Below are 23,106 nucleotides of genomic sequence, written 5' to 3'. Positions count from 1 at the left end.
GCTGATAGCCGATACTTTAGCTGAACCACTGTGGGAAAGTTTTCAAAAGAACAGCCCCGCGACAGCTCATAATCCATGTTCTCTAGAAGACGCGTTTGAGGTCAGACTGCTGAAACCAGGCTCTCCTTATAAGCTCTCCAATGAAATCACACTGGAGCTAATCCGCACACCCCATATCCGCGGAAAAGACAGCTACTCTCTGCTGCTGGGCGGAGATATCTTTTATAGTGCCGATATGATCTTTCAGCCGGAACTGCTCCTGAAGCTGGTCCGTAAGCAGGGTGTCCGCCAAATCTTCCACGATTGCCAGCTTAAAGGTCCCGGCGAGGTTCATACAACGCTTAGTGAATTATTGTCTCTGCCCGAAGACGTCCGTAAAATGATCCATCTGATGCATTACGGTGATCATAAGCCGGAGTTCGAGGGGAAAACTGCTGAGATGACCTTTCTGGAGCAACATGTAATCTATCCGCTGTAAGATCTGCTAACCCTTTTTGGAGATAAACGAAAAAAAAGGCCGGACAAGTACGCTTTAATCGCGTTTGTCCAGCCGTACTTAAAACTGCGGCAGCTGATCCAGATTATTGCTTGGATCACCGTCTGCATCACCGCGGATGTACATCTCCCCGTCTCTTCCTTTGAACACGTTCACTCCCGCTATACTGCCGGCCTGAACCTCCTGAAGTGCCTGCTGGTAATCCAGCACTCTTCCTGAGGAAGTCTGAAACTTCATCAGGTCACCGTCACCATTTCTTTGGGCTGCTACAAACCGCTCGCGTTCATTGTTCATCACTTGGGATTCATTCCTTCACGCTTGGATTAGCCATACGGCTCACCCCTATCTTGCCCTCAGCACCGACAAAATATGTACCTGTGCCCGTTACAGGTTCTTCTGCATTCTTACATGTAAAATACCGGCATCATAAAACGGCTCCGTAGAGATAACCTCATACCCTTGCTTGCTGTAAAAATCCTCTGCTTGGCACTGTGCATCAAGTACAGAGAACTCAAGACCCAGCTCACGGGCCCGCTCCTCCATCGCCATCAGTAGAATCCGGCCGTATCCCTTACTCCGGTAATCCTTATGGACAGCGATACGCTGCATCTTGGCAGTCCCTGTTTTATAATAAATCAGGCGTCCGGTAGCTACCGGCAGACCGTTATCGATAATCAGCAAATGATGCGCCTGATCACTGATCACATCGTATTCATCAATTTCTTCTTCCGCCGGCACCTTCTGCTCTTCAACAAATACCTTTTTGCGGATATCCAGCCCCAGTTGTAGCAGTTCATCTGTAGTCACATGTACAATCTCCGCCGCCATATTCACCCTTTGTCCCCTCTCTATGTCAAAACAATAGTTGTCCTATTATACAGAATTTTTGATTATCTGTATAGGAAGGTGCATTTCCTCCTGCCACGGCGGGGGCAGCAGGACTTATTCTGCCGAATAAACCTCAGAGGAGATGGAACGGTCATAGACATCCTGCATTACGGGTGACAACGGGCCGTATAAACTATCCTGCCTTCCGCCCATGTCCTGCATCTGATGTATTTCTACAGCTTCGGGAGGCTGATAGGCTGCCTTACAACCGGTTAATCCTAGAAGCAGAGCCAGACCGAGAACCGTTACCGGTAACTTGAATTTGCGCATTTGCTTTTTCCTCCTATCATCATCTGCTGTTTCCAGTTTTGACGATTGGGGGAAATATTAAACTAATGCAATACTAAATCCCGGAAGCAAACCGCCCGCCTGATGCAATACCTTTCGGCGAGATTTCTTCAATCCGAGCGAGCTCATCTGGTGATAAAGTAATCTGCAGCGCACCAAGGTTCTCCTGTACTCTGTCCAGCCGTTTCGTTCCTGGAATTGGAACGACATTGCTGCCCTGGGCAAGCAGCCAGGCTAGCGCAAGCTGTGAGGTTTTGCAGCCTTTTTGGATAGCCAGCTGTTCAATCAGCGCAACGACTTTGAGATTTTTGTCGAAGTTATTCCCTTGAAACCGCGGATAATAACGACGGTAATCATCCTCAGGCAAATCCTCAAAACTCTTGATCTGTCCGGTCAGGAATCCGCGTCCAAGCGGACTGTAAGGTACAAAACCAATACCCAGCTCCTTCAGCAGCGGCAGAATGTCGTCCTCCACTTCTCTGCTCCACAGAGAATATTCTGTTTCTACAGCTGTAATCTGATGCACCGAATGAGCGCGGCGGATTACCTCTGCCGGAGCTTCCGACAGGCCGATATAGCGGATTTTCCCTTGTTCGACTAATTCAGCCAAGGTGTTGACCGTCTCTTCAATTTCCGTATTGGGATCTACCCTGTGCTGATAGTACAAATCAATGTAGTCCACTCCGAGCGAGTACAGACTGGCGTCGACGGATTTTTTGATATAGGCACGATCCCCTTTAGGTCCTTGAGTATGCGTGACCCCGAACTTGGTCGCAATAACGGCTTTGTCTCTGCGTCCCTTAAGCGCACGGCCGAGCAGCCGTTCATTGCCGCCAAAACGCTGCAGGCCATATTCTTCACCATAAAGATCTGCAGTATCAAACATGGTGATCCCGAGCTCAAGCGCTCCCCGGATCGTATTCACGGACTCTTCATTGTCTGGCATCATCATCGTACCGAGGCCCAGGGCTGATACTTCCAGTCCTTCATTTCCAAGTGTTCTTGTCTGCATCGTTTAGTTCCTCTTTTCTTAGGGATTGGATAAATGAACCTGCATTTATTCTAGTCTCTAAGTAAAGAGGCAACCACAGTAGGATTATGCTAGTAAGATTATTACCAGGATAGAATCACTCCGCTTCAGATACCGGAGTATAGACACATATATGCACATCAGGATGCTCTGTCGGACTCATAAAAGAATGGATATCATAAGCAGCAGTCTGTGCAGCACTGTCGGAGGAGCGGAGAAAAACCCTGTTTACCGTTTTTAGCTGGATATTATGCAGCTTCCACATCGCGTTAAACTCCTCACTTTCCTCCGCGAGTTGGTCCACCATATTTATATACCAGGGATCATTCAAATGTTTATCATAATAGGTTCGAAATACGGCCACGGAATGACGGGCGAACTCTTCCCAGTTGACCATGCGGCTCCGTAATCCCGGATCAACGAATAACACGCGAAGCATAACCCGTTCCACATCAGGCCATGCGGCGAAATCAACAATCGTTCTAGCAGCCTCATCATTCCAAGCAAGAATCTCCGAACGTTCATTGCTGATAAAAGACGGGTAGGACAGCTGCCCGATAATCTCCCGCCATTGCGTATTAAGCATCGTATTTATAGAAGGAATTATCTCAGGCTCATGAGGGTTCCATAACTTCATCAGATAAGTATGCTCATCAGCAGTAAGCTTCAGCGCTTTGCCGATGCTCTCCATGATCTCCCGTGATGCCGTCACTTCTCTGCCTTGCTCCAGCCATGCATAATACGTCGGACTCACACCTGCCAGTATAGCAACTTCCTCGCGCCGCAGTCCCGGCGTTCTCCGGTTGCCATAGGACGCTTTGAACCCCGCCTGCTCGGGCTGAAGCCGGTTGCGGCGGGACTTAAGGTAGTCGCCTAACGTTTTAGCTCTGCTATGTTCATTCAATGTAAGCAACCTCTTCTCTTCACTAGCGTTGCTTCTTATTTTAAACTAACCGGCTCTACAGATAAACTCTTGCAAGACAGTCCAGGCAGAAGCCGCACAGGGTTTAATGCTTATTAAATCCAATTCTTAATTAAACTATATATGTCTCGTGACACTCACTGTAAATTCAGGCCTGGTCTCATACGCCATGTAAGCTACTTGACCTTTAAAATCCAGATAAGCCTGATAGCGCGTCCGGATCGCAGCGCTCGTGATCATATTCAGCACGTTCTCTTTTGCGGTCCAACAGCTCTCCGACGTCTCCTCAGAAACTGCTAATTCACCGCCCACCAGCCTGCATACATAATCCAGCATCACTTTGGTAGGAACATCTGTTACGCCATCATGCCATTTGTACATTCCTGTATTGGAATAGACGCCGATTAAATGGGAGACTTCCGTCTCGATTCCGCTCTCTTCCCGGATTTCCCTTATTAGTGCATCCAGCAGATTCTCCCCCGATTCCACCTGCCCGCCGGGAAACACCCAGCCTCCATGAAAGGTTTTGACTAAAAGAATCTCGCCGTGCTCATTTTCAACAATTCCCCCAACCGCTACAATATGCACGGGCATTGCCATGACGGCACCTCCATATCAATTATTAAATCATTAAACGTTGCCGTATACTGCCAGTTAGACCCGTTCATCCTGCAGTATGAAATCCCTCACCTTAGCCATAAGCGCAGAGTAGATCATCGGGTATGTTACTTCTTCAGGTATTTCCGCAAAGCTCTTAATTTCCCCCATTTCATATAACGGGAGTTGTCCGAACTTATGAACAGCTGCCAGATAGAGTTTGCCGAAGCTCTCAGGTACTCCCTCACTGACAACCGAGTATATGCTAATAGGATATAACGTATATTCCTCCGCTCCAGTCTCCTCATACAGCTCTCTGGCCGCGGCTTCATCCGGGGATTCATTGGGCTCAATATGTCCGCCAGCAAATTCCCACGTTAACCTTTCACGATGCTTTGCCATTACCCACTGCTCACCCTGTCTTGCAACAATAACTACATACTTTAGAACGGCTTCATCTATACCTGTCTCATGCATCGTTACTTTCACTGGCTGTTATCCCCTTTGTCAGAATAGCTGGAAGAATTCCCGGATAGCGGATTGAGCACCTGAGGACGTTCTCCTGCAATTTTCATTTCAATTCTATGGACGGAATGCAATAATTCACCAAAGCCAATAATTAATAGTCCAAAAGTAATAGCACCGGCAAAAATAATCAGCATGCTGACGATCGAATTACCCGCACCTGCGAATACCCCAACGATTAATCCGACCACTGTAACACATATGCCCAAAAACTTGATCACATTGTGCAGCATTCCACTTCAGCCCTTCTTCACGGATTTTGGATAAGGAAAATATCAAGACTCTGTACGTTTCACTCCAGATAACTGTTCCCACTTCTCCCGCGTCTTGTCTTCATCTTTGTAATAATCCACCCGGTCCTCTGCTTGATACAGCTCTTCGTACGGCAAAATATTGATTTTTCCGGAATCAGGATATTCCGCAACATCTAATCCGTTATTCGTCCGCAGATCCAGATACTTGCACGGTGCCTCTGTATGATTAAACAGCTGATGTGCTCCTTCCGGGCCTGTCTCAAAAAACACAACATCGCCTGTGCCCAGCTCCTCAATTCCTTTTGGCGTTCTGAGCATGGCCTTTCCTTCCATAATCACAAAGATCTCTTCCGCATTTCTATGAAAATGATAAGGATAAGAGTACTTCCCCGGATCGAGTGACCGGATATCAAAGATCAAATGCTTCGCGCCCACCACATTGGCCAGCTTCTCACTGGTATGCCAAGCAAACTCCGGTACCGGGGACTGCTTTTGCTTAAACGAAATATTGTGGTCATTAAAAATTGTCGCCATTTCCGCTCACTCCCGCCTTATATTCTTCCACATAAGATAACATGGTTTCTGTATAGTTTTCCATAATTTTCATCCCTTTAAATCCACCTTGGAACCACAATTTATCCTTCCACGAAAAAAATATTGCGCTCACCTGACATCCTGTGGTATTATAAATCTCGTTGCAGGACGGTAGCTCAGCGGGAGAGCACTATCTTGACAGGGTAGGGGTCATGGGTTCGAACCCCATCCGTCCTATACGCAGAAAGCCTTATTTTATAAGGCTTTTTTGCTTTTTATGGACAGAAACCATCTCAACATAGCCTCTCCTTTGCCTTCATGGTAGCACCGTGGTAGCAAGTCAGTTTATTTCTCTATATGTCCCTCAGTTACCGCTGGGTAACTCAAGTTCTAAACAATTGTTCTCCTTGAAGATGTGCTGCTTCTCCCTGCATGTTTGGAAACAAGTGAGAGTACAGGGGGACAATCTTTTGTTCGGTTTCAAAGAAACTAAATCAGACAGCAGTGCAATGTGGGATCTAGGATCATTCAGCGTCACATTATATAAATCTAACAGCGGTTCGAACGTGGGTATAAAAGCTTTTGAAGGACAATGGAGCACTCCAGATACAGATGAGCTGGCCTTTATGCTAACCATTAAGAGTGGCACTAAAGGCGTAATGTCTAAAACGATGGTATTCACAATTTGTGAAGGTTGAATATCTTGACCTCAACTGATCAAGCACCTTTCTATAGGTGCTTTTTTTGTTTTTTGTAGTTCCATTTTATCTCTACGGTGCATCAAGACTTGATAGACAAAAGAAATATCTCTAAACTACCATAGCCAGTGATGTATTATTTTCCAGCCGGAGCCGGGGATTGTGTATATTAATAACTTCCCGCCAATCACATCCTCGATAGTCGTCTGATCCGGATTACCTTCCTTAATGGCAAGAGCTAGGCGCTTTTCATCCTGAATGGTGGTACCGTTCCGTTTTGATTTCCTGGACAAAGGCTTGGATGTCCGGTTGTCCCGTCTGCAGCCTTAAACGTATTGATCCTTGCTTGTGGATCATATTGTCCGGCAGATCATATGTTTTCCCGCTCGCTTCCCGATGAAATTTTGGTGCCTGGATTACTTTGACTTTATCCATTTATAATTACTCCTCTTGGTTATGGGTTTATTATTTGTCTTGCTTGTCAAATAGGATGAGTGCTTCCCGCAGTGCAAGCGTACCAAGGGATATTCTTGCAACAAAGCTTCCGAAGATGCGTATACCCAAGATGCTACAGTTGCCACGGCAAGCATTCTGGTGATGCAGATCCAGAATATAATATTTGCAGGCTCCATTCCTTGTTATGATCCATTTCTGAGATTGAGCCGGCGAATGAAATTACGGCGATTATTGCGAGTATGATCTTAATCCACATGAGCCTCTCACTCCTTAATAGATTTTTACTAGGCCTTATCGTCGTACTGCGCAATAATCACTATGACTCTCGATGGAAAATCTTCATTAAAGTAGCGCAACTTCTTTACAATCCATTCGTCTTATAGTACAGGGAAAAAATTGTAAAATTGGAGGTTTTACATTGCTGAAAAGGATTATTTTACTCATCCTCTCATCTATTTCATTATTTTCAACTGTCTCTTGCAGCCAGGAAACAAGCATAGACATAGATGATGCAGTCACGAAATCCGAGAAGTATTTCAGGCAACTTGATGAGATAGCTACTACAGCATCTTCATACGATGGTAAAAAAGATCTTAAATTCAGGTTGATGGTTGAAGGGAATCCTACTGAAACTGAAGCAACTATTTTTTTCAATCTCATATTGGACGTTGTTACTAATTATTCGAATCTTTCAGATGTTTGGAATTTTTACAATGGATATTTTGATATCACGAATTATGACCAGGGAGTTATTTATGAAGGTACGAAGCTAATTGGTGAAGATTTAATAGTCCAGACCAAGTGAAATTTCCATCCCACTAACGGAGAACGTCAGTTAATAACACAGCTGCAGCCTATGACTTTATTTTCTCGTTCAGACTGCCACGATAGGCTGGTTTTCTCACTGTGCTATCCCTCCTTCACTGCGATATCAATCGAATTTTAATCCGAATTAGGATTAAAACTTGCTTGGAAGATGAGTAGTTATGCTTTTATTCTGGGGGTTAAGATGGACACAAAAGTTAATTGTAAATGTTGTAATTACCACACGAATTTTCAGTATGTTTTATTTGAGTATGAATCAGTTGTCTGCGTCGCCGATGATAACAATATATTAATAGGGTCATGTTATATAATACCGAAAGCACATAAAGAAACCCCATTTGATTTATCAGAAAAAGAATGGACTGACACTAAAAAACTGATTGATATAACCAAAAATTACCTAGACACAAAATATAAGCCGAATGGTTACAATCTAGGTTGGAACATCGGAGAAGTTGGCGGTCAGTTTGTTTTTCATTCTCATTTACATATTGTACCGAGATATAAAGATGAACCGTTTGCCGGTAAGGGAATAAGGCACTGGCTTATGCAAGATGAAAATAGACGCAGAAATGATTCCGCTAACTGAGAACGTTAGTTCTAACAACACAGCGGCAGTCTATGAATTTATTTTCTCGTTCAGAGCTGCCGTCGGTTATTAGGGGCCATTGTTTTTTTACCCCTTTTGCGAAAATGGTTTCTATCATTAAATGCTACTGTCTCCATTCCAGCCCAATGCACTGCTAAGTCAATAACGCTTATACCGGAGAAAAGACTGATTTTTCTCACAGTACAATCCCTCACTTACTGCGCAATATGCCTCTACTGTGCTACTAATCTTCCTCTTGAGACTCAGCTGTGTTGACAGCGCTACCAACAAATCTTTTTAACGCTTCTCATTGCTAAAGTCAGTTTTTTTGAAATACCTATGAGTGCAAATCTTGTGGTACAATTCACATATCAGAACACTGATTGTGGAGGATTAATATGAAAAAAGTTGAAGCAATTATTCGCCCCGAGAAACTAAGAGAAGTAATCGATGCACTCCGTACCATTCAAGTCACTGGATTCACAGTGACCCAGGCCCAAGGGCGCGGCCAGCAAAAAAATACAACCGGAGTGTACAGAGGGAAATCGTATACCGTCAATTTGCACCATAAAATAAAGCTGGAAATCGTTGTTTCCGACCATAAAGTCGAAGAAACGATTAAGACCATAATTGCTACCGCCCAAACCGGAGAAATGGGAGACGGCAAAATTTTCGTATTGCCCCTACTTGAAATGTACAATATCCGAACTGGCGAAACCGATGATACGATCGACGAGTTAAAATAACCCTTATGTTAAAAAGTGCAAATGATCGGATGGTTTTTACCGAAATCTATGTAAGCTAACATAACATTTGAAGTTGACATTCTCCACACTCTCCTTATATCATTACTATGTTGTAAAAGTGACAGGGAGGGTAACATCATGAACGCCGGAACGGATATGGCATTAAATACGGTTTGGGTAGTGCTTGCTGCTGCTATGGTTTTGTTTATGGAGGGCGGCTTTAGCCTGCTCGAAGCAGGTTTTGTGCGGACGAAGAACGCGGTGAATGTCACCATGAAGATTTTTGTGGATCTTACAGTCGGTGTTCTGGCATTTTTCCTGATTGGCTTTGGGATTATGTTCGGAAAAGATTATGCCGGAATCATTAGCTTTAATTTTTGGGGAGCTTCCCAGTCTCTGCCTATAGATTTAAATCTGCCTCTATCTGCTTATGTATTATTTCAGATCGGCTTTGCCATCGCAGCTATCTCGATTATTTCCGGTGCGGTAGCTGAGCGGATGTCCTTTAAAGCTTATATCCTCATCGCCCTTTTTGTGGCAGCGATTTTGTATCCGGTCTCCGGACACTGGGTCTGGAACCCGGACGGCTGGCTTGCAGGACTTGGAATGAAGGATTTCGCCGGGTCGGCCGCTATACATGCACTTGGGGGAGCAGCCGCTTTGGCCTTCGCCAAGGTTCTGGGCCCGCGCCGCGGAAGATTCAACACGGATGGTAGTGTGAACGTGTTTGCACCGAGTAATATTCCGCTGGCATCAGCAGGCACCTTTATCTTGTGGTTTGGCTGGTTTGGCTTCAATGCCGGAAGCACCTTAAATGCTGCAGATCTCAGCCTCTCCGTTATTGCCCTCAATACTATGCTGGCTGCTGCTGCCGGAGGGACTTCCGCCATGGTCTACACGATGTTCCGTTTTGGCAAGGCGGATCCGAGTATGACCATGAACGGCGCTCTGGCCGGTCTCGTCGCTATTACAGCAGGCTGCGCTTTTGTAACGCCCTACTCAGCCATTCTCATTGGCCTGGTTGCCGGTATCCTGGTGATTTGGGGTACACTTGCCATCGATAAGCTGCAGGTGGATGACCCTGTCGGAGCGGTTGCGGTACACGGAATTAACGGAGCATTCGGTACGTTAGCTGTGGGGCTTTTTGATCAGCAGGAAGGCTTGTTCACCACAGGACAGTTTCACCAGCTGGGTGTTCAGCTGCTAGGTGTGGCTGTGGTCATGGTATGGGGATTTGTAATGAGCTACGCTGCGGCCAAGCTGATTCAAAAAACCGTTGGTCTGCGGGTCAGTGCCTCTGAGGAAGAAGAAGGTTTGGACATGGCTATGCATGGTATCCCTGCATATAACGAGCTGGAACGGTTCAGCGATCAGCCTGGTCTGGATGAATCTCTGCTCCTTAGAACCGGTTCAGAGGATTAGAAGACCTCAAGTATAATTAAGAAACCTCACTTTAGCAAAATGGAGTACAGTCTGCCATTTCTAAAGCGAGGTTTCTTTTGGTTATGCGGGTGATAGTGTCCATGTGGTTCAAGATAAGCGCTTAACTGTATGGCTCAGGTTCCTTACCGCCACTCCCTCTGTCTCCAATACACTGCGAATGGACGATGCAAATTCTACGGCGTGTGGCGAGTCACCATGCAGGCAGATTGTCTCCGCGAATATATCTATATTCTCTCCCCGGGTAGTGCGCACCTTATCTTCCGTCACCATCTGCAGGACCTGCTGCAATGACTGTTGTTCATCCGTGATTAGCGCATCAGGTTCGCTCCTGGGTGTTAATGATCCGTCACGCTGGTAAGTGCGGTCAGCGAATACCTCACTAGCGCTCCGCAGCCCGGTCTTCTTGGCCGCCCGGATCAGTTCACTTCCGGCCAGACCGACTAGAATAAGTTCAGAATCGATCCGGTACACGGCCTCAGCAATCGCCTCCGCCAGTCCTGCTGAAACAGCGGCCATATTATAGAGTGCGCCATGCGGCTTAACATGTTGAAGCACCGCACCTTCTGCCCGAACAAACCCCCATAGCGCCCCCACCTGATAGACGGTAATCTCATAGGCTTCCCTTGGTGAAATCTTCATCTCCCTGCGTCCGAAGCCGATCAGATCCTGCAGGCCCAGATGAGCGCCTATAGCCACCTGATGTTCAAGCGCCAGCTTGACAGTACGTGACATGGTCCCGGGATCTCCGGCATGAAATCCGCAGGCGATATTGGCTGAGGTAATCAGTGGCAGGATCTCCTCATCACGTCCCATGCGGTAACCCCCGAAGCTTTCGCCTAGATCGCAGTTTAAATCGACAGTCTTCATCGGTTCTCCCCCCATTATGTATTTGCATTTAACATTGTCAGGCTTCAGCCTCCTAATAATAATGTTCCAGCACTATTCGCAGCCTGCGTAGTTCCAATTCCTGTTGCAGGAGCTGCTCCTGCGCTTCCTGCAGTGTAATCAGCCGGAACCGGACGTCGCTGCCGATCTTTGCTTGGGCAAGCAGCGGCAAATCCGCCGTAATCACCTGTGCTATCTTAGGATAACCGCCGGTCGTCTGCCGGTCGGCCATCAGAATAATGGGGCTGCCGCCGGCTGGAACCTGCACCGTTCCATAAGTCACAGCCGAAGAGATCAGGCTCTGCTCCCGCACCAGATTCAGACTGCTGCCAGTCAGTCGATAACCCATCCGGTCTGATTGGGGGAGGATCATAAAGGGCTCTGAGAGAAACCGCTCCCGGCTCTCCTCACTGAATGCGGGGAATTCTTCCCCCGCGATCACTCGCAGTACAGGGGTTTCCAGATATGAAGGGATCAGGTTGTAGGCTGGAAACCAGCGGCTCACAGACAAGTTCTCCGGTCCTTGCACCTTTGTCAGCATCTCTGTCCAAATGTTCCCCCTATGAGTTGGAGTTCCTATAGGCAATACATCCCCGGAGCGCAGCGCCCTGCCCTGATGGCCGCCGATTCCTGCGCGCAGGTAGGTTGAGCGGCTGTTCAGCTGAACCGGGACCTCGATGCCTCCGGCAACCGCCAGGTAGGCTCTGCAGCCTCGTGACAGGCGTCCGAAATGCAGCCGGGCTCCCTTGGGCGCATAGACCGTCCGCCAGAGCGGCAGCGGGTGCTCATCCAGCATCGGTGATAATCCCCCGCCGCAGATAGAAATCAAGGACGGCTCCGCGAAGGTGATTTCAGGTCCGGTTACCGTCATTTCCAGCCCCGCCTCCCGTTCATCATTGCCGACCAGCAGGTTGGCCATGCGCAGGGCATAGCTGTCCATCGCACCGCCAGCAATAACGCCATACTGCTGATATCCGTACCTTCCAAGGTCTTGAACGGTAGTTAACAGGCCTGGTTTCATAATCAGCAGGCTCATGGCAAATCCTCCCCCCACTTCATGAACTCACGCCGGGAAATGGGATAGAACCTGACCTTGTCACCTGCTTGAAGCAGTGTAGGCGGTACTGACTCCGGCTTGAAAAGGGATAGCGGCGTTCTGCCGATTAGCTGCCAGCCGCCCGGGGTTTCGAGCGGATAGACACCTGTCTGATCACCTGCAATGCCCACAGAGCCTGAAGGAATAGCCACTCTCGGTGATGGTCTGCGCGGTGTGGAGATTGCAGTAGGCAGACCGCCAAGGTAGGGGAACCCCGGAGCAAAACCTAGCATATATACCAGATATTCGGCGGATGAATGGATATCGATCACTTGCTGAGGCAAGAGTCCATTATGCTCAGCGACAACTTCCAGATCCGGACCGCCCTCCCCTCCGTAATAAACGGGAATTCTGACCGTTCTTGTCTGTGGAGCAGGCTCATCTTCTACAAGACTTAGCATTCTCTCAAGCAGGGCAGTAACAACCGGGAACGGATAATACTCCCCGCCTGGACGGATATATTCAGGATACGCCTTAAGGACGTCCAGTCCATCATAATAGACGGCTACCGAAGTAAATGAAGGCACCAGCTCCGCCATGCCTGTAAACGGATGGTGCTCCAGATAACTGCATAAAGCCCTGACCCGGTAGTGAATTGGCAGACTGATGGAGTCTCCAAGGATTACAACAGCCGCCGAATCACCGAGCGGAACTATGCGGGCAGCGCCGTGATTGACGCGGAAATTGGGCACAAGCTCACTGCCGTCTTTTGTCTCATCCATTCCAGCGCCCCCTTTTCATCGATAATTATGCATATTATACTGTATTTCTGCTCGCCTTACGCCAGCACCCGCAATACATCCTCAATTTTACGCTGATGAGACAGCACGCCGTAATTCATCCACGCCATGAAATCTACTTCATAGACGCAGCGGCTTTGTACAGCAGGAAGACTGCGCCAAAGTGCTGTATCCAGAAGCTCCCGCCCCTCACCTGCCTGCCGGTCAAAGGTAATAAACAAATGATCCGCAGTCAACTGTGACAAGGCTTCACTCGTAAGACTTACAAGCTTCTGGCCTCGGCTTAGCTGCCGGACAAGCGGGTGCGGCTGGAGCCCCAGGTCACGGTGCAACACACCTCCCGTATAACCCAGTTCGTCACATCCGTACAGCGTCACTCCGCTGGAAGAGATCCGCAGAAAAGCTACAGTCTGTCCTCGTACAGAGCGGCTCAGAATACTTTTTGCGGTAAGCGCCTGCTGCTCATATTTGACGATAACTTCCTGCACCCGTCCAGTTCTGCCAAAGATCGCTGCTGCAGAGCGCAGGGTGGCACGCCAATCCTCCTGATGAAAAGGAAGCTTGAACTGCGGCGCGACCAGACGGGACTCCTCAAGATGCCAGCGCTGAAAACCGTCATCCAGCATGATCAGCTCAGGTGAGTAACGGGAGAGTTCCTGCCAGTCACCGGATGAGATATCAAACACAGGAACCTCATGTAGACCAAGATAGTCCTGCTTGCCCCACTTCGGATGAGTATATTGCGCCACCGGAGTAATCCCAAGCGCCAGCAGATAATCCTCCAGAAAAGGTGCGAATATACGTACACCCTCCTGATGGAGGCTTCTATACTGGCCGGGTGTAACGCCAACTGTCCCTTTAAAACGCCTGTTAAAATAATATTCATTACTGTAGCCCACAGCCAGCGCAATATCATGCAGGCGGTTTTTGGTGAGCAGGAGCTGCTGCTGTGCCCGTTCTATACGGAGGCCATTCAAATATTCCAGCGGGATTTGCCCCGTCTGCTCTTTGAACAGCTGTGTATAACGTCCGCGGGCAATGCCGGCAATCTCTGCCAGATGGTCGACGTTCATCGTTTCATTGAAATGCTCCTGCATATGCTGAATGGAACGCTGAACCGCTTCACGATCATCCTCTGTATCCGGTACAACGGGATTAGCACGCATGATTAACAGCAGCAGCTCCTGAAATCGGCTGTGTCCGGCAAACCATTCGATATCCTCCGCACTTTTACAGCTCTTATGAATAGATTCCAGCATCAGAATGCATTGGGCAAAAGGCCTACAGCTTACCGGTCCCGGGCGGAGCATCCCTTCCTTGGGCAGCTTGTTCACACTAATATGCTTATGTTCTCCTGTAAGGATAATTTCAAAGCAAAGCTGGTAATAGCTCAGTCCCTGCTCAACTGCTTGGATTCGGTTCATAGAGCCTGCTTCAAACAGAAATCCCGTTCCCTTCTCCAGCGGATACCGTCCGTCCTGTGCTTCAACCCAGCCCTGCCCTTCCGTTACAACGATTAGGGTTAGCGCCGGAAACACTGAAACCTGTTTGCTTCCAATTAGGGACTGCGTTGCCGTATCTATACTGTTAAGACTATAAAATAGGTTTTTATATATGCTCTGGTTCCTAGTCCCTCCCATTATCCCCCTCCTAATTGAGAATCATTTTCACTAATCTAGTGTAAAACAAAAAAGAAGGTCTATCAACCTGCTGATAGACCTTCATAAGTATTATATTCCACCCGGTGCAGCCGCTTTATTTCACCATAGCCTCCAGCAGATCATCAAGCTTCATCGAATTGGCCGTGATGGCTCCGGACTGCCAATGGGAACGTTCCATTTTATAAATATTCCCGTTCTTCACTGCAGGGATATTCTTCCACAGCGGACCATCAAGAATGCTGAGTGCCTCCTGATTCTCTGGTGTGTCCCAGCCTCCGTTGTCCGGGAATACGATGAGGTGGTCGGCACCCAGTTCCGGTATAACCTCCTGCGAGATAAGCGCTTGGAAATCTGTCATTTCAGCAGCCATTGGAATCGGCGTGAGTCCAAACTGGTCAAAGAGTACACCTGTGAAACGGTTTTTAATACCAAATAAGGCAAAGGTCTTATCGGCTACATTGAGTCCGATGACCGCAACCGTCTCCTGCCCCACTGCCGTCTGCAGCTTGGCTTTTCCATCCGCTACCTTTTGATCGTACTCAGCAAGCACACTCTTCGCTTTTTCCGGAATACCCAGGGCATCTGCAATCGCTGTAAGGATCTGTCTCGAGTCTTGCAGCACACTCTCCGGCAAACGGTAGGTTGGTGCTACTTTGGAATATTGTTCATATTTCGCCGCATCTACGCCGCCGTCTGTAATGATCAGGTCCGGATTTTTATCCAATAGGGCTTCTATGCTGCCGGTAATATCAAATTCTGGAACGTCCAGTCCCAGATAATCCTGCTTGCCCCAGGTTGGAGTGTACCACTGCACAATAGGCGTTACTCCCAGCGCCTTCAGATAATCCTCCACATATAAACCAACCACCCGCTTCGGGTGTGCGGGAATTTCAACGTCACCGAACTCTCCGGCAATCGTGCGGGTCTCACCCTCAACTGAGGTATTGCTGTTCGTTGCAGCCGGTGCACTGCTGTTTGCTGCTGCTGTCTCTGCCGCATTCTCTGTTTGTGCGGGATTTCCGCTGGCTGCATTATTATTCGTTCCGCAGGCTGCCAGCGCAGCCATTGCCAGTATGAGCATAGCTGTCCAGACTAATTTCCGCCCCCATCTTGCCATTGGTCACTTCACTCCCGTTTTCGCTGTGATTGATTATCATTCTCAATAATCTCATTTTCAATATTAGCATGTCTTCCCAGGCTTTCAATGCACATTCTCCGTAAATTTCTTATACAAACTCTAAGAATCTTCTCGTATTCATTGAACGGCAGGATAGTTAGGAGCGTTTGTTGAATGAATAGTATATAGAAAGGAATGAATTAAAATGTATCAGTCACCGAAGCACACTGTAGTCGCAGCAGCTGTTGTACTTAACGAAGACAGCCGTATTTTACTTCTTAACGGACCCAAAAGAGGCTGGGAAATTCCGGGGGGACGGGTTGAAGAAGGTGAATCCATAACTTCTGCAGTAATACGCGAAACAAAAGAAGAAACAGGTATTGATATCGAAATCATAAGATTTTGCGGTGTCTTCCAAAATGTGAAGGAATCCGTCATGAGCAATTTATTTTTGGCCAGAGCAACTGGTGGTGAGTTTAGAACTTCCAGTGAAAGTTATGAACTAGGGTATTTTAATATAGAAGAGGCACTCATTAAGGTAAATTGGAACAGCATCAAGGATCAGATAGTGCATTGCGTGAATCAAAACGATTCATATCTGATTGAATTTAATCAATAAATGGGATCCGGAATGGCGGCACAGTAAAAATCAGGATAACAAAAAGATTCCGCCAACTGGCGGCAGAGTCTAACAATCCCTCTTGATATGTCTGCACAGAGCTACACTTCCTAGTAAACAGTGAATCCTAGCTTTTTAAACAGTTTCTTGGAATGTCCAAAGCCCCGTGTGGAAATGATTTGTGAACCCCGGCTGATTGCTGTGTTAATGGCTTCTATGCAAACAGCTGCAGCAAGCCCTTGTCTGCGGTACTGCTCAGAGGTGGCGACGAATTCAAGCGAGGAAATCTCCCCATTATTCATAATAGAGCATACCGCTGCTGGCACTCCATTATAATTCGCTGTGTAACAATCGATCTTGCCGCTCTGACATAAGTGATAATGATTGTCCGGATGCATCACAGGATAACCGCTGTGCATAATGCTGTTATTAAGCTCCGCCCAGATTCTAAAATCTGCTTGGCAGGACGCTCGTGTTACTGTAATAGATTTTCCCGGTTCGCTATGGGTAGACCACTCTTCCGGCAGCAGTGCCAGACAGGCTTCCTCGTCGTTGGGCTCAGGGAGCGGCTCTGCTCCTGCATGGTCCGGCCAGATTGCATCAGCCATCCGCTTGGTCAGATGAAATCCCCCACCAGGTATGTAAATCAAGACCCTTAATCTCCTCCACCCGCTGCTGAAGCTCAGCATCTGATAGATGTTCTACCCGTATATTGAAGACGGAGGTGCCGATTTTTTCACCAGTTATTGGCCGGATTTTAGCGTAAACCCCGTTGTCGGTATACTCCATATGTACCGCATCACCCAGCAGCCGCAGATAATAATTCGCGCTATCATTGATGTGCTTGTAAATCTCTGACCGTTCCATGCACATACTCCTCTCCTACACCGTATTATTTCTGGTAATCTCCTGTAATCTCGATCAAATTCCCGTCCGGATCTTCCAGCATAAAGCAGTAATAAGGACATACGATATTGATAAAAAAGATTTCCGTCACTGTACCAAGCTCAAGCGATTTTACCCGTTCATACTCCGCGTTTAAATCTGCAACATTGAAATTCAAAATTACATTGTTTCCGTACCTGGTGAGATTCCCACTTTTGTATTTAAGGTATTCTTCATTAAAATGTGCGGACACGTCGTTATTATCCCGGATCAGTTCCTTATCGTACTCCGGGTTCCATAGCGCTAGCGTGTTCCCGCAGGTGAATTGCGCCCATCGTTCAATCTTCCGGGAATCCGCTTTCATATTCAGCAATGCCTCGTAGAATGCAATCGAACGCTTCATGTCTTTGACAATCAAGTAGGTACATCCAAGATGCATGTCAGATCATCTCCCTTCTTCACAAAACAATGTGGAAATATTCACTTACACAATAGCAAACAAATGTTCCCGTATCAAGTATTGATTTTATTGGTACGATATCTCAAACAGGTGTCAGCCTATACTCAAACTCGACCTCATGGCGCACCGGGATCCCGTCATACCCGAGCAGCGGAATTGCTGGCTTCAGCTTTCTGGCTTTAGTTATCGCCTCCCGGTGCACGGCAACCATGTCAAAACCTCTTTTCTGATAAAAGCGGATTGCCCGCGTATTATCATTGGAAGTGATCAGCCACACCTTGGAACAGCCAAGACGGGCTGCTTCCCTTATCACTAGCTCAATCAGCTTTGTGCCGGTACCAATATTCTCTTGCCTGCTGTCAAGGGATACAATCTCGCACTCTCCGTCCTCACAGCAGTAATAAACTGCCGCCTTAACACTCCCGTCCGCAACCGCACAAAATCCGGGCAATCCGCCTAAATGATGAACCCGGCCTCTGGATACAATAAGCGGGCCGCTTAATTGCAGCGCTGTTTCCCTCATTTCCGTATCGATAGGTTTAATTAACATGACTTGCCCTTCCTTCCACCCCGTAAATTTAACTGCTGCTCTATTTGTAACCCGGATTCGCTCCGCCCGCAAGGCAAAATTCTTCATTCAGACAATTGATTTCTGAAGGGTTTTCATTTACAATAGGCTCATAAACGCGCGTTTACATATAGAAACAGCTATTCCGTTCTTAAGCGGACGGCATCAGTTTCAGCAAGAAATATAAGGATAATTATAACCTATACCTTATTAATCCTTATGTTTTGGAAAAGGGGGCAATATGCGCAGCGAAGATATAGCCAAGCTCGCAGGGGTGTCCCGAAGCACGGTATCCCGCGTGATCAACAATTATTCCAACGTCCCTGAAGAGACACGGGCCAAGGTACTGAAGGTGATTGAACAGCATCAGTACGAGCCTAACAGCTTCGCAAGGGCGCTGGCCGGCAAGAAGACCGATACGATCGGCCTTTTCGCCATCAGCATGAATGAGAAGGAGAATACGACCCGGATCTATCAGAACAATTATTTTGCGCCTTTCGTCGATGCCGTAGTTGACACGGCGAATGCCCGCGGCTGTTATGTGCTGATCCACACCGTATATTCCCCCGATGATTTCCTGAAGGTGAAGCAGGCTTTCCTGCAGAAACGGATTGACGGCGGCATCATAGTCGGCACCCAGAAGGATATTGACATCGTGCGGGAAATGGTGAGTCTTGACTCCCCTCTTGTCCTGATTGATTATGATATTTCGGAGATTATGTCGGAGCATCTGGACCGCAATCATCTGGCCATCGTTAACTCCAAGGATTATGAGGGCACGGTCGAAGCGATTGAGTATCTGATCAGCCTTGGCCATGAAGAAATCGGCATGATCTGCGGACGAATGAACACCTACTCCGGCAGGGAACGGTTCATGGCATACGAGGATACGCTGAAGCGTCACGGGCTGGCTCTGAACGAACAGTTTATCCTCCGGGGTGACTTTCTGAAGGAGACGGCTTATGAAGAGGTTAAGAAGCTCCTGAATACAGGCAGTCCGCTGCCAACCGCCTTCTTCTCTTCCAACGACGACATGGCTATTTCCGCAATGGAAGCGTTCACCGAGCATGGTATTTCCGTACCTGAGGATATGTCCATTGCCGGATTTGATGATGTGCAGCTTGCTGCCCGCATCAATCCGAAGCTTACCTCCGTACGGCTGCCGATTTACGAAATGTCCAAGGCTGCTGTAGAGAAAGTTATCGAGCTGTGTGATTCCCGGCAGCCGACCTTCAGCACCATCAGTTTTCCGGCCCGGCTGGTCGAAAGAGATTCGTGCCAGCCGCCGAAGTCATCTATTCAATAAATCCGAGAAACTCCCTTTGCCCCGAGGGAATTTTTTCTCACCATCGTAAACGCGCGTTCACAATTGAAAGGAGACTTTCCTCTAATGAAATTCGGAACCTTTGACGACACTCGCAAAGAGTATGTAATTAACACTCCTAAAACGCCTTACCCATGGATCAACTATCTCGGTAACGAGCAATTTTTCGGCCTTATCTCTAATACTGCCGGTGGTTACACCTTCTACCGCGATGCCCGCATGAGAAGACTTACCCGTTACCGGTATAACAATATTCCGCTGGATACAGGCGGACGCTACTACTATCTGTATGACGACGGCGATTTCTGGACCCCGGGCTGGATGCCGGTTAAACGCGATCTTGATTTCTACGAATGCCGCCATGGTCTGGGCTACACTTCCATTACCGGCGAGCGGAACGGGATCTCCGTAAATCAGCTGGCTTTTGTACCAATGGGCCATAATGCTGAAGTACACCGCCTTGTTGTAAAGAACACCGGAGCCGCGAAAAAGACAGTGAAGCTGTTCTCTTTTGCCGAATTCTGTCTGTGGAATGCCAATGATGATATGACCAACTTCCAGCGCAACCTGAGCACTGGTGAGGTTGAAGTGAAGGATTCTGTTATCTATCACAAAACGGAATACCGCGAGCGCAGAAACCACTACGCTTTCTATTCGGTAAACAAAGAAATCGCCGGCTTTGATACCGACCGCGAATCCTTCGTGGGTATGTACAATGGTCTGGACGCTCCACAGGCAGTTGCTGCAGGTGAAGCCACCAACTCCGTAGCAAGCGGCTGGTCGCCAATCGGGTCCCATGCTCTGGAAATCACGCTGGAGCCAGGCGAAGAGCAAAGCTTCATCTTCGTACTCGGCTACATCGAGAACCCGGAAGATGAGAAATGGGAATCCCTGAATGTCATCAACAAAAAACCTGCGCTGGCTGTTATCGAACAGTTCGCTACAGATGCTCAAGTAGATGCTGCCTTGGCGGTTCTGGCTGCACACTGGGATAACCTGCTGTCCAAATACCAGATTCAGAGCGGCGACGACAAGCTCAACCGTATGGTTAACATCTGGAATCCATACCAATGTATGGTTACCTTCAACATGTCCCGTTCCGCTTCCTACTTCGAATCCGGGATTGGCCGCGGTATGGGCTTCCGCGATTCCAACCAGGACCTGCTCGGCTTCGTACACCAGATTCCTGAACGTGCCAGAGAACGTATTCTTGATATTGCCGCTACCCAGTTCCCTGACGGCAGCGCATATCACCAGTATCAGCCGCTCACTAAGAAGGGCAACAACGAAGTCGGCTCCGGCTTTAACGATGATCCGCTCTGGCTGATCTCGGGAACAGCTGCCTACATTAAGGAAACCGGCGACTATTCGATTCTGGATGAGCAGGTTCCGTTCGACAGCAACCCTAATAACACCGCTACCCTGTTCGAGCACTTGAAACGTTCCTTCGAGCATGTAACGAACAACCTCGGACCACACGGCCTGCCGCTGATCGGACGCGCAGACTGGAATGACTGTCTGAACCTGAACTGCTTCTCCACCGAGCCGGGCGTATCGTTCCAGACAACGGAGAACATTGCAGGCGGCGTTGCGGAATCCGTATTCATCGCAGGTCTGTTTGTCTTCGTTGGACCAGACTATGCTGAAATCTGCCGCATGCGCGGACTGGATGATGTTGCTGCAGATGCAGTTGCGAAAATTGAGAACATGAGTGCTATCACCCTGTCTCACGGCTTCGACGGTGACTGGTTCCTGCGTGCTTATGACCACTACGGCGACAAGATCGGCAGCAAGGAAAACGAAGAAGGTCAAATCTTCATCGAGCCTCAGGGTATGTGCGTAATGGCGGGTATCGGTGTTGAAAATGGTGAAGCTGCAAGAGCGCTGACTTCCGTTCAGGAACGTCTGGATACGGATTACGGTATCGTATTGCAGCAGCCTCCGTACTCCAAGTACTATCTGAACCTAGGTGAAATTTCCACGTACCCTCCGGGCTACAAAGAGAATGCCGGTATTTTCTGCCACAACAACCCGTGGATCATGATCGCTGAAACCGTGCTCGGCCATGGTGACAGAGCATTCGAAATCTATAAAAAAATCGCTCCGGCTTACCTGGAAGACATCAGTGAAGTGCACCGTATGGAACCATATGTGTACTCGCAAATGATCGCCGGTAAAGATGCCGTACGCCACGGGGAAGCTAAGAACTCCTGGCTGACTGGTACAGCTGCATGGAACTATGTAGCCATTACACAGTCAATTCTCGGTATCCAGGCTGACTTTGCCGGTCTGAAAGTAGATCCATGTATCCCTGCTGAGTGGGACGGCTTCGAAATCACCCGTGTCTTCCGTGGAGATACTTACGTCATTTCTATCCAGAACCCTAACCATGTGTCCAAGGGTGTTGCCAGCCTGACACTTGATGGCACAGCTGTTGAAGGCAACATCATTGCTCCTGTTGGTGATGGTGCTGTTCACCAAGTGGTTGTAGTCCTTGGTTAAACAGTTATACGGGCGGAACTAACGCCTGAGCTAATAATTCCACAACAAACAACCCGGATGTCCGCTGTAGCGGTACAACCGGGTTGTTTGTTGTTGTGCTGTCTGATCTTGTAAGCCAAAGAAGCTGATCAATATGAGTGAATGTCAGTCAATGGTTACGAGACCCCATTTGCCTTGCTTGCTCTGCATGAACCAGTAGTTCGGACTGAAGGACTCTTCACCGTCTGCCGTAATCCGGTTATAATTCACATTCATAACAACTCTTCCACTGCTCTGATTCGAAATATAATCCACCCCCGTGAAGGTGATTCCACCGCCGGTAATGAACCCGTTTCCGTTCACTTTGGCAAGCTCTGCCGTTGTAAATGCACGGTTGAACTGCTCTATGTCCTCATTTACAATTCCCTCCAGCGCATCTCTCAGACTGGCCTTGATCTCTTCGTTCACGAGTGGATCTTGAATCGCATTGATATCAAAATCGATTTCACGCGGATATTCCACGGAGGTATCCGCAGCATCCTGCTGACTGGCTTCAGCTGCCAGCTGTGTTCCGGCTTCATTCGGCTGCAGGCCGTCCTTCCCGCAACCAGTAAGAAGCAATCCTGCCAGCAGCGGCAGCCAGATCCATGTGCCTCTCATAAGCATCCTCCTTGTCCCCGGATGTTTATTAGACGCAGTTACCACAGCAGAAGTTACTGATTTCTCGCGTGACCCTCAATTTCAGCTATTTAGGCATCACTCCGGTATCCATACCTTCATCTCACCGCTGCCGCGGTTGCCCCAAAGATAATAGGGGATGGCCGTTACTTCTACCGGCTGCTCTGCAGCCTTTGTTCTGCTGTAAAGTCCGTCATTCCAGCTCTGCTCATCTACACGGCAGCCCGATGTTTTGACCACTACGGCTCCGCCAAGCAGCCCCCCATCAAAGGTTTCCGTGAAGCCTCCGGTCTTACTTATA

The 23,106-nt window shown here is 48.2% G+C and carries 29 protein-coding genes, 1 tRNA gene and 1 pseudogene; 10 read left to right on the top strand and 21 right to left on the bottom strand.

The features are described from left to right. Positions 1-478: MBL fold metallo-hydrolase (locus tag AQR02_RS33790; RefSeq protein WP_483414272.1), on the top strand; the 478-nt coding region annotated here is incomplete at its 5' end. A 78-nt stretch (positions 479-556) separates the two neighbouring features. On the opposite strand, the gene AQR02_RS08450 is transcribed toward AQR02_RS33790, so the two are convergent. The 9 genes from AQR02_RS08450 to AQR02_RS08410 form a co-directional block, all read right to left on the bottom strand. After that, positions 557-793: a DUF3892 domain-containing protein gene (locus tag AQR02_RS08450; protein ID WP_232381104.1), complete on the bottom strand. Its 237-nt coding sequence runs from the start codon at positions 791-793 to the stop codon at positions 557-559. 87 nt (positions 794-880) lie between these two features. Further along, positions 881-1,324 carry a GNAT family N-acetyltransferase gene (locus tag AQR02_RS08445; protein ID WP_054940193.1) on the bottom strand — a complete coding sequence of 148 codons (444 nt, stop codon included), beginning with the start codon at positions 1,322-1,324 and terminating at the stop codon, positions 881-883. 114 nt (positions 1,325-1,438) lie between these two features. Continuing rightward, complete coding sequence (locus AQR02_RS08440) at positions 1,439-1,654, bottom strand: hypothetical protein (protein ID WP_054940192.1); 216 nt, start codon at positions 1,652-1,654, stop codon at positions 1,439-1,441. 73 nt (positions 1,655-1,727) lie between these two features. Continuing rightward, a complete protein-coding gene (locus tag AQR02_RS08435) occupies positions 1,728-2,684 on the bottom strand; it encodes an aldo/keto reductase (protein ID WP_054940191.1) in 957 nt (318 codons plus the stop codon). A 115-nt stretch (positions 2,685-2,799) separates the two neighbouring features. Next, positions 2,800-3,606 carry a helix-turn-helix transcriptional regulator gene (locus AQR02_RS08430; protein WP_245237230.1) on the bottom strand — a complete coding sequence of 269 codons (807 nt, stop codon included), beginning with the start codon at positions 3,604-3,606 and terminating at the stop codon, positions 2,800-2,802. 135 nt (positions 3,607-3,741) lie between these two features. Further along, on the bottom strand, positions 3,742-4,224 hold the full coding sequence (locus AQR02_RS08425) for an NUDIX hydrolase (RefSeq protein WP_054940189.1): 483 nt from the start codon (positions 4,222-4,224) through the stop codon (positions 3,742-3,744). Positions 4,225-4,278: 54 nt separating this feature from the next. Next, complete coding sequence (locus AQR02_RS08420; RefSeq protein ID WP_054940188.1) at positions 4,279-4,710, bottom strand: NUDIX hydrolase; 432 nt, start codon at positions 4,708-4,710, stop codon at positions 4,279-4,281. Beyond that, positions 4,707-4,979: a hypothetical protein gene (locus AQR02_RS08415; protein WP_054940187.1), complete on the bottom strand. Its 273-nt coding sequence runs from the start codon at positions 4,977-4,979 to the stop codon at positions 4,707-4,709. Before AQR02_RS08415 ends, AQR02_RS08420 begins: the two co-directional genes overlap by 4 nt. A gap of 42 nt (positions 4,980-5,021) precedes the next feature. Then, positions 5,022-5,534: a cupin domain-containing protein gene (locus tag AQR02_RS08410; RefSeq protein ID WP_054940186.1), complete on the bottom strand. Its 513-nt coding sequence runs from the start codon at positions 5,532-5,534 to the stop codon at positions 5,022-5,024. Positions 5,535-5,699: 165 nt separating this feature from the next. Here AQR02_RS08410 and AQR02_RS08405 point away from each other — a divergent pair. Beyond that, positions 5,700-5,771, top strand: a tRNA-Val gene (locus tag AQR02_RS08405). Positions 5,772-6,004: 233 nt separating this feature from the next. Continuing rightward, positions 6,005-6,232, top strand: coding sequence for a hypothetical protein (locus tag AQR02_RS08400; protein WP_054940185.1), 228 nt, complete (start codon positions 6,005-6,007; stop codon positions 6,230-6,232). A 249-nt stretch (positions 6,233-6,481) separates the two neighbouring features. Here the strand turns inward: AQR02_RS08400 and AQR02_RS08395 are convergent, their stop codons facing one another. Next, positions 6,482-6,667 carry a hypothetical protein gene (locus AQR02_RS08395; RefSeq protein WP_054940184.1) on the bottom strand — a complete coding sequence of 62 codons (186 nt, stop codon included), beginning with the start codon at positions 6,665-6,667 and terminating at the stop codon, positions 6,482-6,484. 439 nt (positions 6,668-7,106) lie between these two features. On the opposite strand from AQR02_RS08395, the gene AQR02_RS08390 reads away from it, so the two are divergent. The 4 genes from AQR02_RS08390 (at position 7,107) to AQR02_RS08375 (ending at position 10,270) form a co-directional block, all read left to right on the top strand. After that, a complete protein-coding gene (locus tag AQR02_RS08390; RefSeq protein WP_054940183.1) occupies positions 7,107-7,493 on the top strand; it encodes an IolE/MocC family protein in 387 nt (128 codons plus the stop codon). A gap of 204 nt (positions 7,494-7,697) precedes the next feature. Beyond that, a complete protein-coding gene (locus AQR02_RS08385) occupies positions 7,698-8,102 on the top strand; it encodes an HIT family protein (RefSeq protein WP_082451730.1) in 405 nt (134 codons plus the stop codon). Between the two features lie 398 nt (positions 8,103-8,500). Then, positions 8,501-8,848, top strand: coding sequence for a P-II family nitrogen regulator (locus tag AQR02_RS08380; RefSeq protein ID WP_054940182.1), 348 nt, complete (start codon positions 8,501-8,503; stop codon positions 8,846-8,848). Between the two features lie 138 nt (positions 8,849-8,986). Next, the gene (locus AQR02_RS08375) at positions 8,987-10,270 is read left to right on the top strand and encodes an ammonium transporter (protein ID WP_245237228.1); all 1,284 of its coding nucleotides are present in this window, start codon (positions 8,987-8,989) and stop codon (positions 10,268-10,270) included. Positions 10,271-10,378: 108 nt separating this feature from the next. On the opposite strand, the gene AQR02_RS08370 is transcribed toward AQR02_RS08375, so the two are convergent. From AQR02_RS08370 to AQR02_RS08350, 5 genes are all read right to left on the bottom strand, one after another. Then, a complete protein-coding gene (locus tag AQR02_RS08370; RefSeq protein ID WP_054942038.1) occupies positions 10,379-11,158 on the bottom strand; it encodes a LamB/YcsF family protein in 780 nt (259 codons plus the stop codon). Between the two features lie 52 nt (positions 11,159-11,210). After that, a complete protein-coding gene (locus AQR02_RS08365) occupies positions 11,211-12,212 on the bottom strand; it encodes a 5-oxoprolinase subunit C family protein (RefSeq protein WP_054940181.1) in 1,002 nt (333 codons plus the stop codon). Further along, complete coding sequence (gene pxpB, locus AQR02_RS08360) at positions 12,209-12,994, bottom strand: 5-oxoprolinase subunit PxpB (protein WP_054940180.1); 786 nt, start codon at positions 12,992-12,994, stop codon at positions 12,209-12,211. The genes AQR02_RS08365 and pxpB overlap by 4 nt, the downstream gene beginning before the upstream one ends. Before the next feature lie 56 nt (positions 12,995-13,050). After that, positions 13,051-14,652: a helix-turn-helix domain-containing protein gene (locus AQR02_RS08355; RefSeq protein ID WP_054940179.1), complete on the bottom strand. Its 1,602-nt coding sequence runs from the start codon at positions 14,650-14,652 to the stop codon at positions 13,051-13,053. Between the two features lie 115 nt (positions 14,653-14,767). After that, positions 14,768-15,790, bottom strand: a complete 1,023-nt coding sequence (locus tag AQR02_RS08350) for an ABC transporter substrate-binding protein (protein WP_054940178.1) — start codon at positions 15,788-15,790, stop codon at positions 14,768-14,770. A gap of 205 nt (positions 15,791-15,995) precedes the next feature. Between AQR02_RS08350 and AQR02_RS08345 the strand changes: the two genes are divergently transcribed. Then, positions 15,996-16,409, top strand: a complete 414-nt coding sequence (locus tag AQR02_RS08345; RefSeq protein WP_054940177.1) for an NUDIX hydrolase — start codon at positions 15,996-15,998, stop codon at positions 16,407-16,409. 110 nt (positions 16,410-16,519) lie between these two features. Here AQR02_RS08345 and AQR02_RS08340 read toward each other — a convergent pair whose 3' ends face one another. From AQR02_RS08340 to AQR02_RS08325, 4 genes are all read right to left on the bottom strand, one after another. Then, positions 16,520-17,059, bottom strand: a complete 540-nt coding sequence (locus AQR02_RS08340; RefSeq protein WP_159067711.1) for a GNAT family N-acetyltransferase — start codon at positions 17,057-17,059, stop codon at positions 16,520-16,522. After that, positions 17,010-17,276: a hypothetical protein gene (locus AQR02_RS32350; RefSeq protein ID WP_054940175.1), complete on the bottom strand. Its 267-nt coding sequence runs from the start codon at positions 17,274-17,276 to the stop codon at positions 17,010-17,012. Before AQR02_RS32350 ends, AQR02_RS08340 begins: the two co-directional genes overlap by 50 nt. A gap of 25 nt (positions 17,277-17,301) precedes the next feature. Beyond that, positions 17,302-17,733, bottom strand: coding sequence for a VOC family protein (locus AQR02_RS08330; RefSeq protein ID WP_054940174.1), 432 nt, complete (start codon positions 17,731-17,733; stop codon positions 17,302-17,304). Between the two features lie 103 nt (positions 17,734-17,836). Next, a complete protein-coding gene (locus AQR02_RS08325; protein ID WP_054940173.1) occupies positions 17,837-18,304 on the bottom strand; it encodes a GNAT family N-acetyltransferase in 468 nt (155 codons plus the stop codon). 259 nt (positions 18,305-18,563) lie between these two features. On the opposite strand from AQR02_RS08325, the gene AQR02_RS08320 reads away from it, so the two are divergent. Continuing rightward, the gene (locus AQR02_RS08320) at positions 18,564-19,628 is read left to right on the top strand and encodes a LacI family DNA-binding transcriptional regulator (protein ID WP_054940172.1); all 1,065 of its coding nucleotides are present in this window, start codon (positions 18,564-18,566) and stop codon (positions 19,626-19,628) included. Positions 19,629-19,712: 84 nt separating this feature from the next. Then, positions 19,713-22,148 (top strand): glycoside hydrolase family 94 protein, encoded by a 2,436-nt coding sequence (locus AQR02_RS08315; protein WP_054940171.1) that lies wholly within the window; start codon positions 19,713-19,715, stop codon positions 22,146-22,148. A gap of 144 nt (positions 22,149-22,292) precedes the next feature. On the opposite strand, the gene AQR02_RS08310 is transcribed toward AQR02_RS08315, so the two are convergent. Both AQR02_RS08310 and AQR02_RS33785 read right to left on the bottom strand, forming a co-directional pair. Continuing rightward, positions 22,293-22,787: a hypothetical protein gene (locus AQR02_RS08310; protein ID WP_054940170.1), complete on the bottom strand. Its 495-nt coding sequence runs from the start codon at positions 22,785-22,787 to the stop codon at positions 22,293-22,295. A gap of 96 nt (positions 22,788-22,883) precedes the next feature. Next, positions 22,884-23,106 (bottom strand): annotated as a pseudogene (locus AQR02_RS33785) (glycoside hydrolase family 127 protein); the annotation flags it as partial.

This window comes from Paenibacillus ihuae, assembly GCF_001368795.1.
In the GTDB taxonomy this organism is placed as follows: domain Bacteria; phylum Bacillota; class Bacilli; order Paenibacillales; family Paenibacillaceae; genus Paenibacillus_AQ; species Paenibacillus_AQ ihuae.
This window is presented reverse-complemented; position numbering and strand designations above follow the sequence as displayed.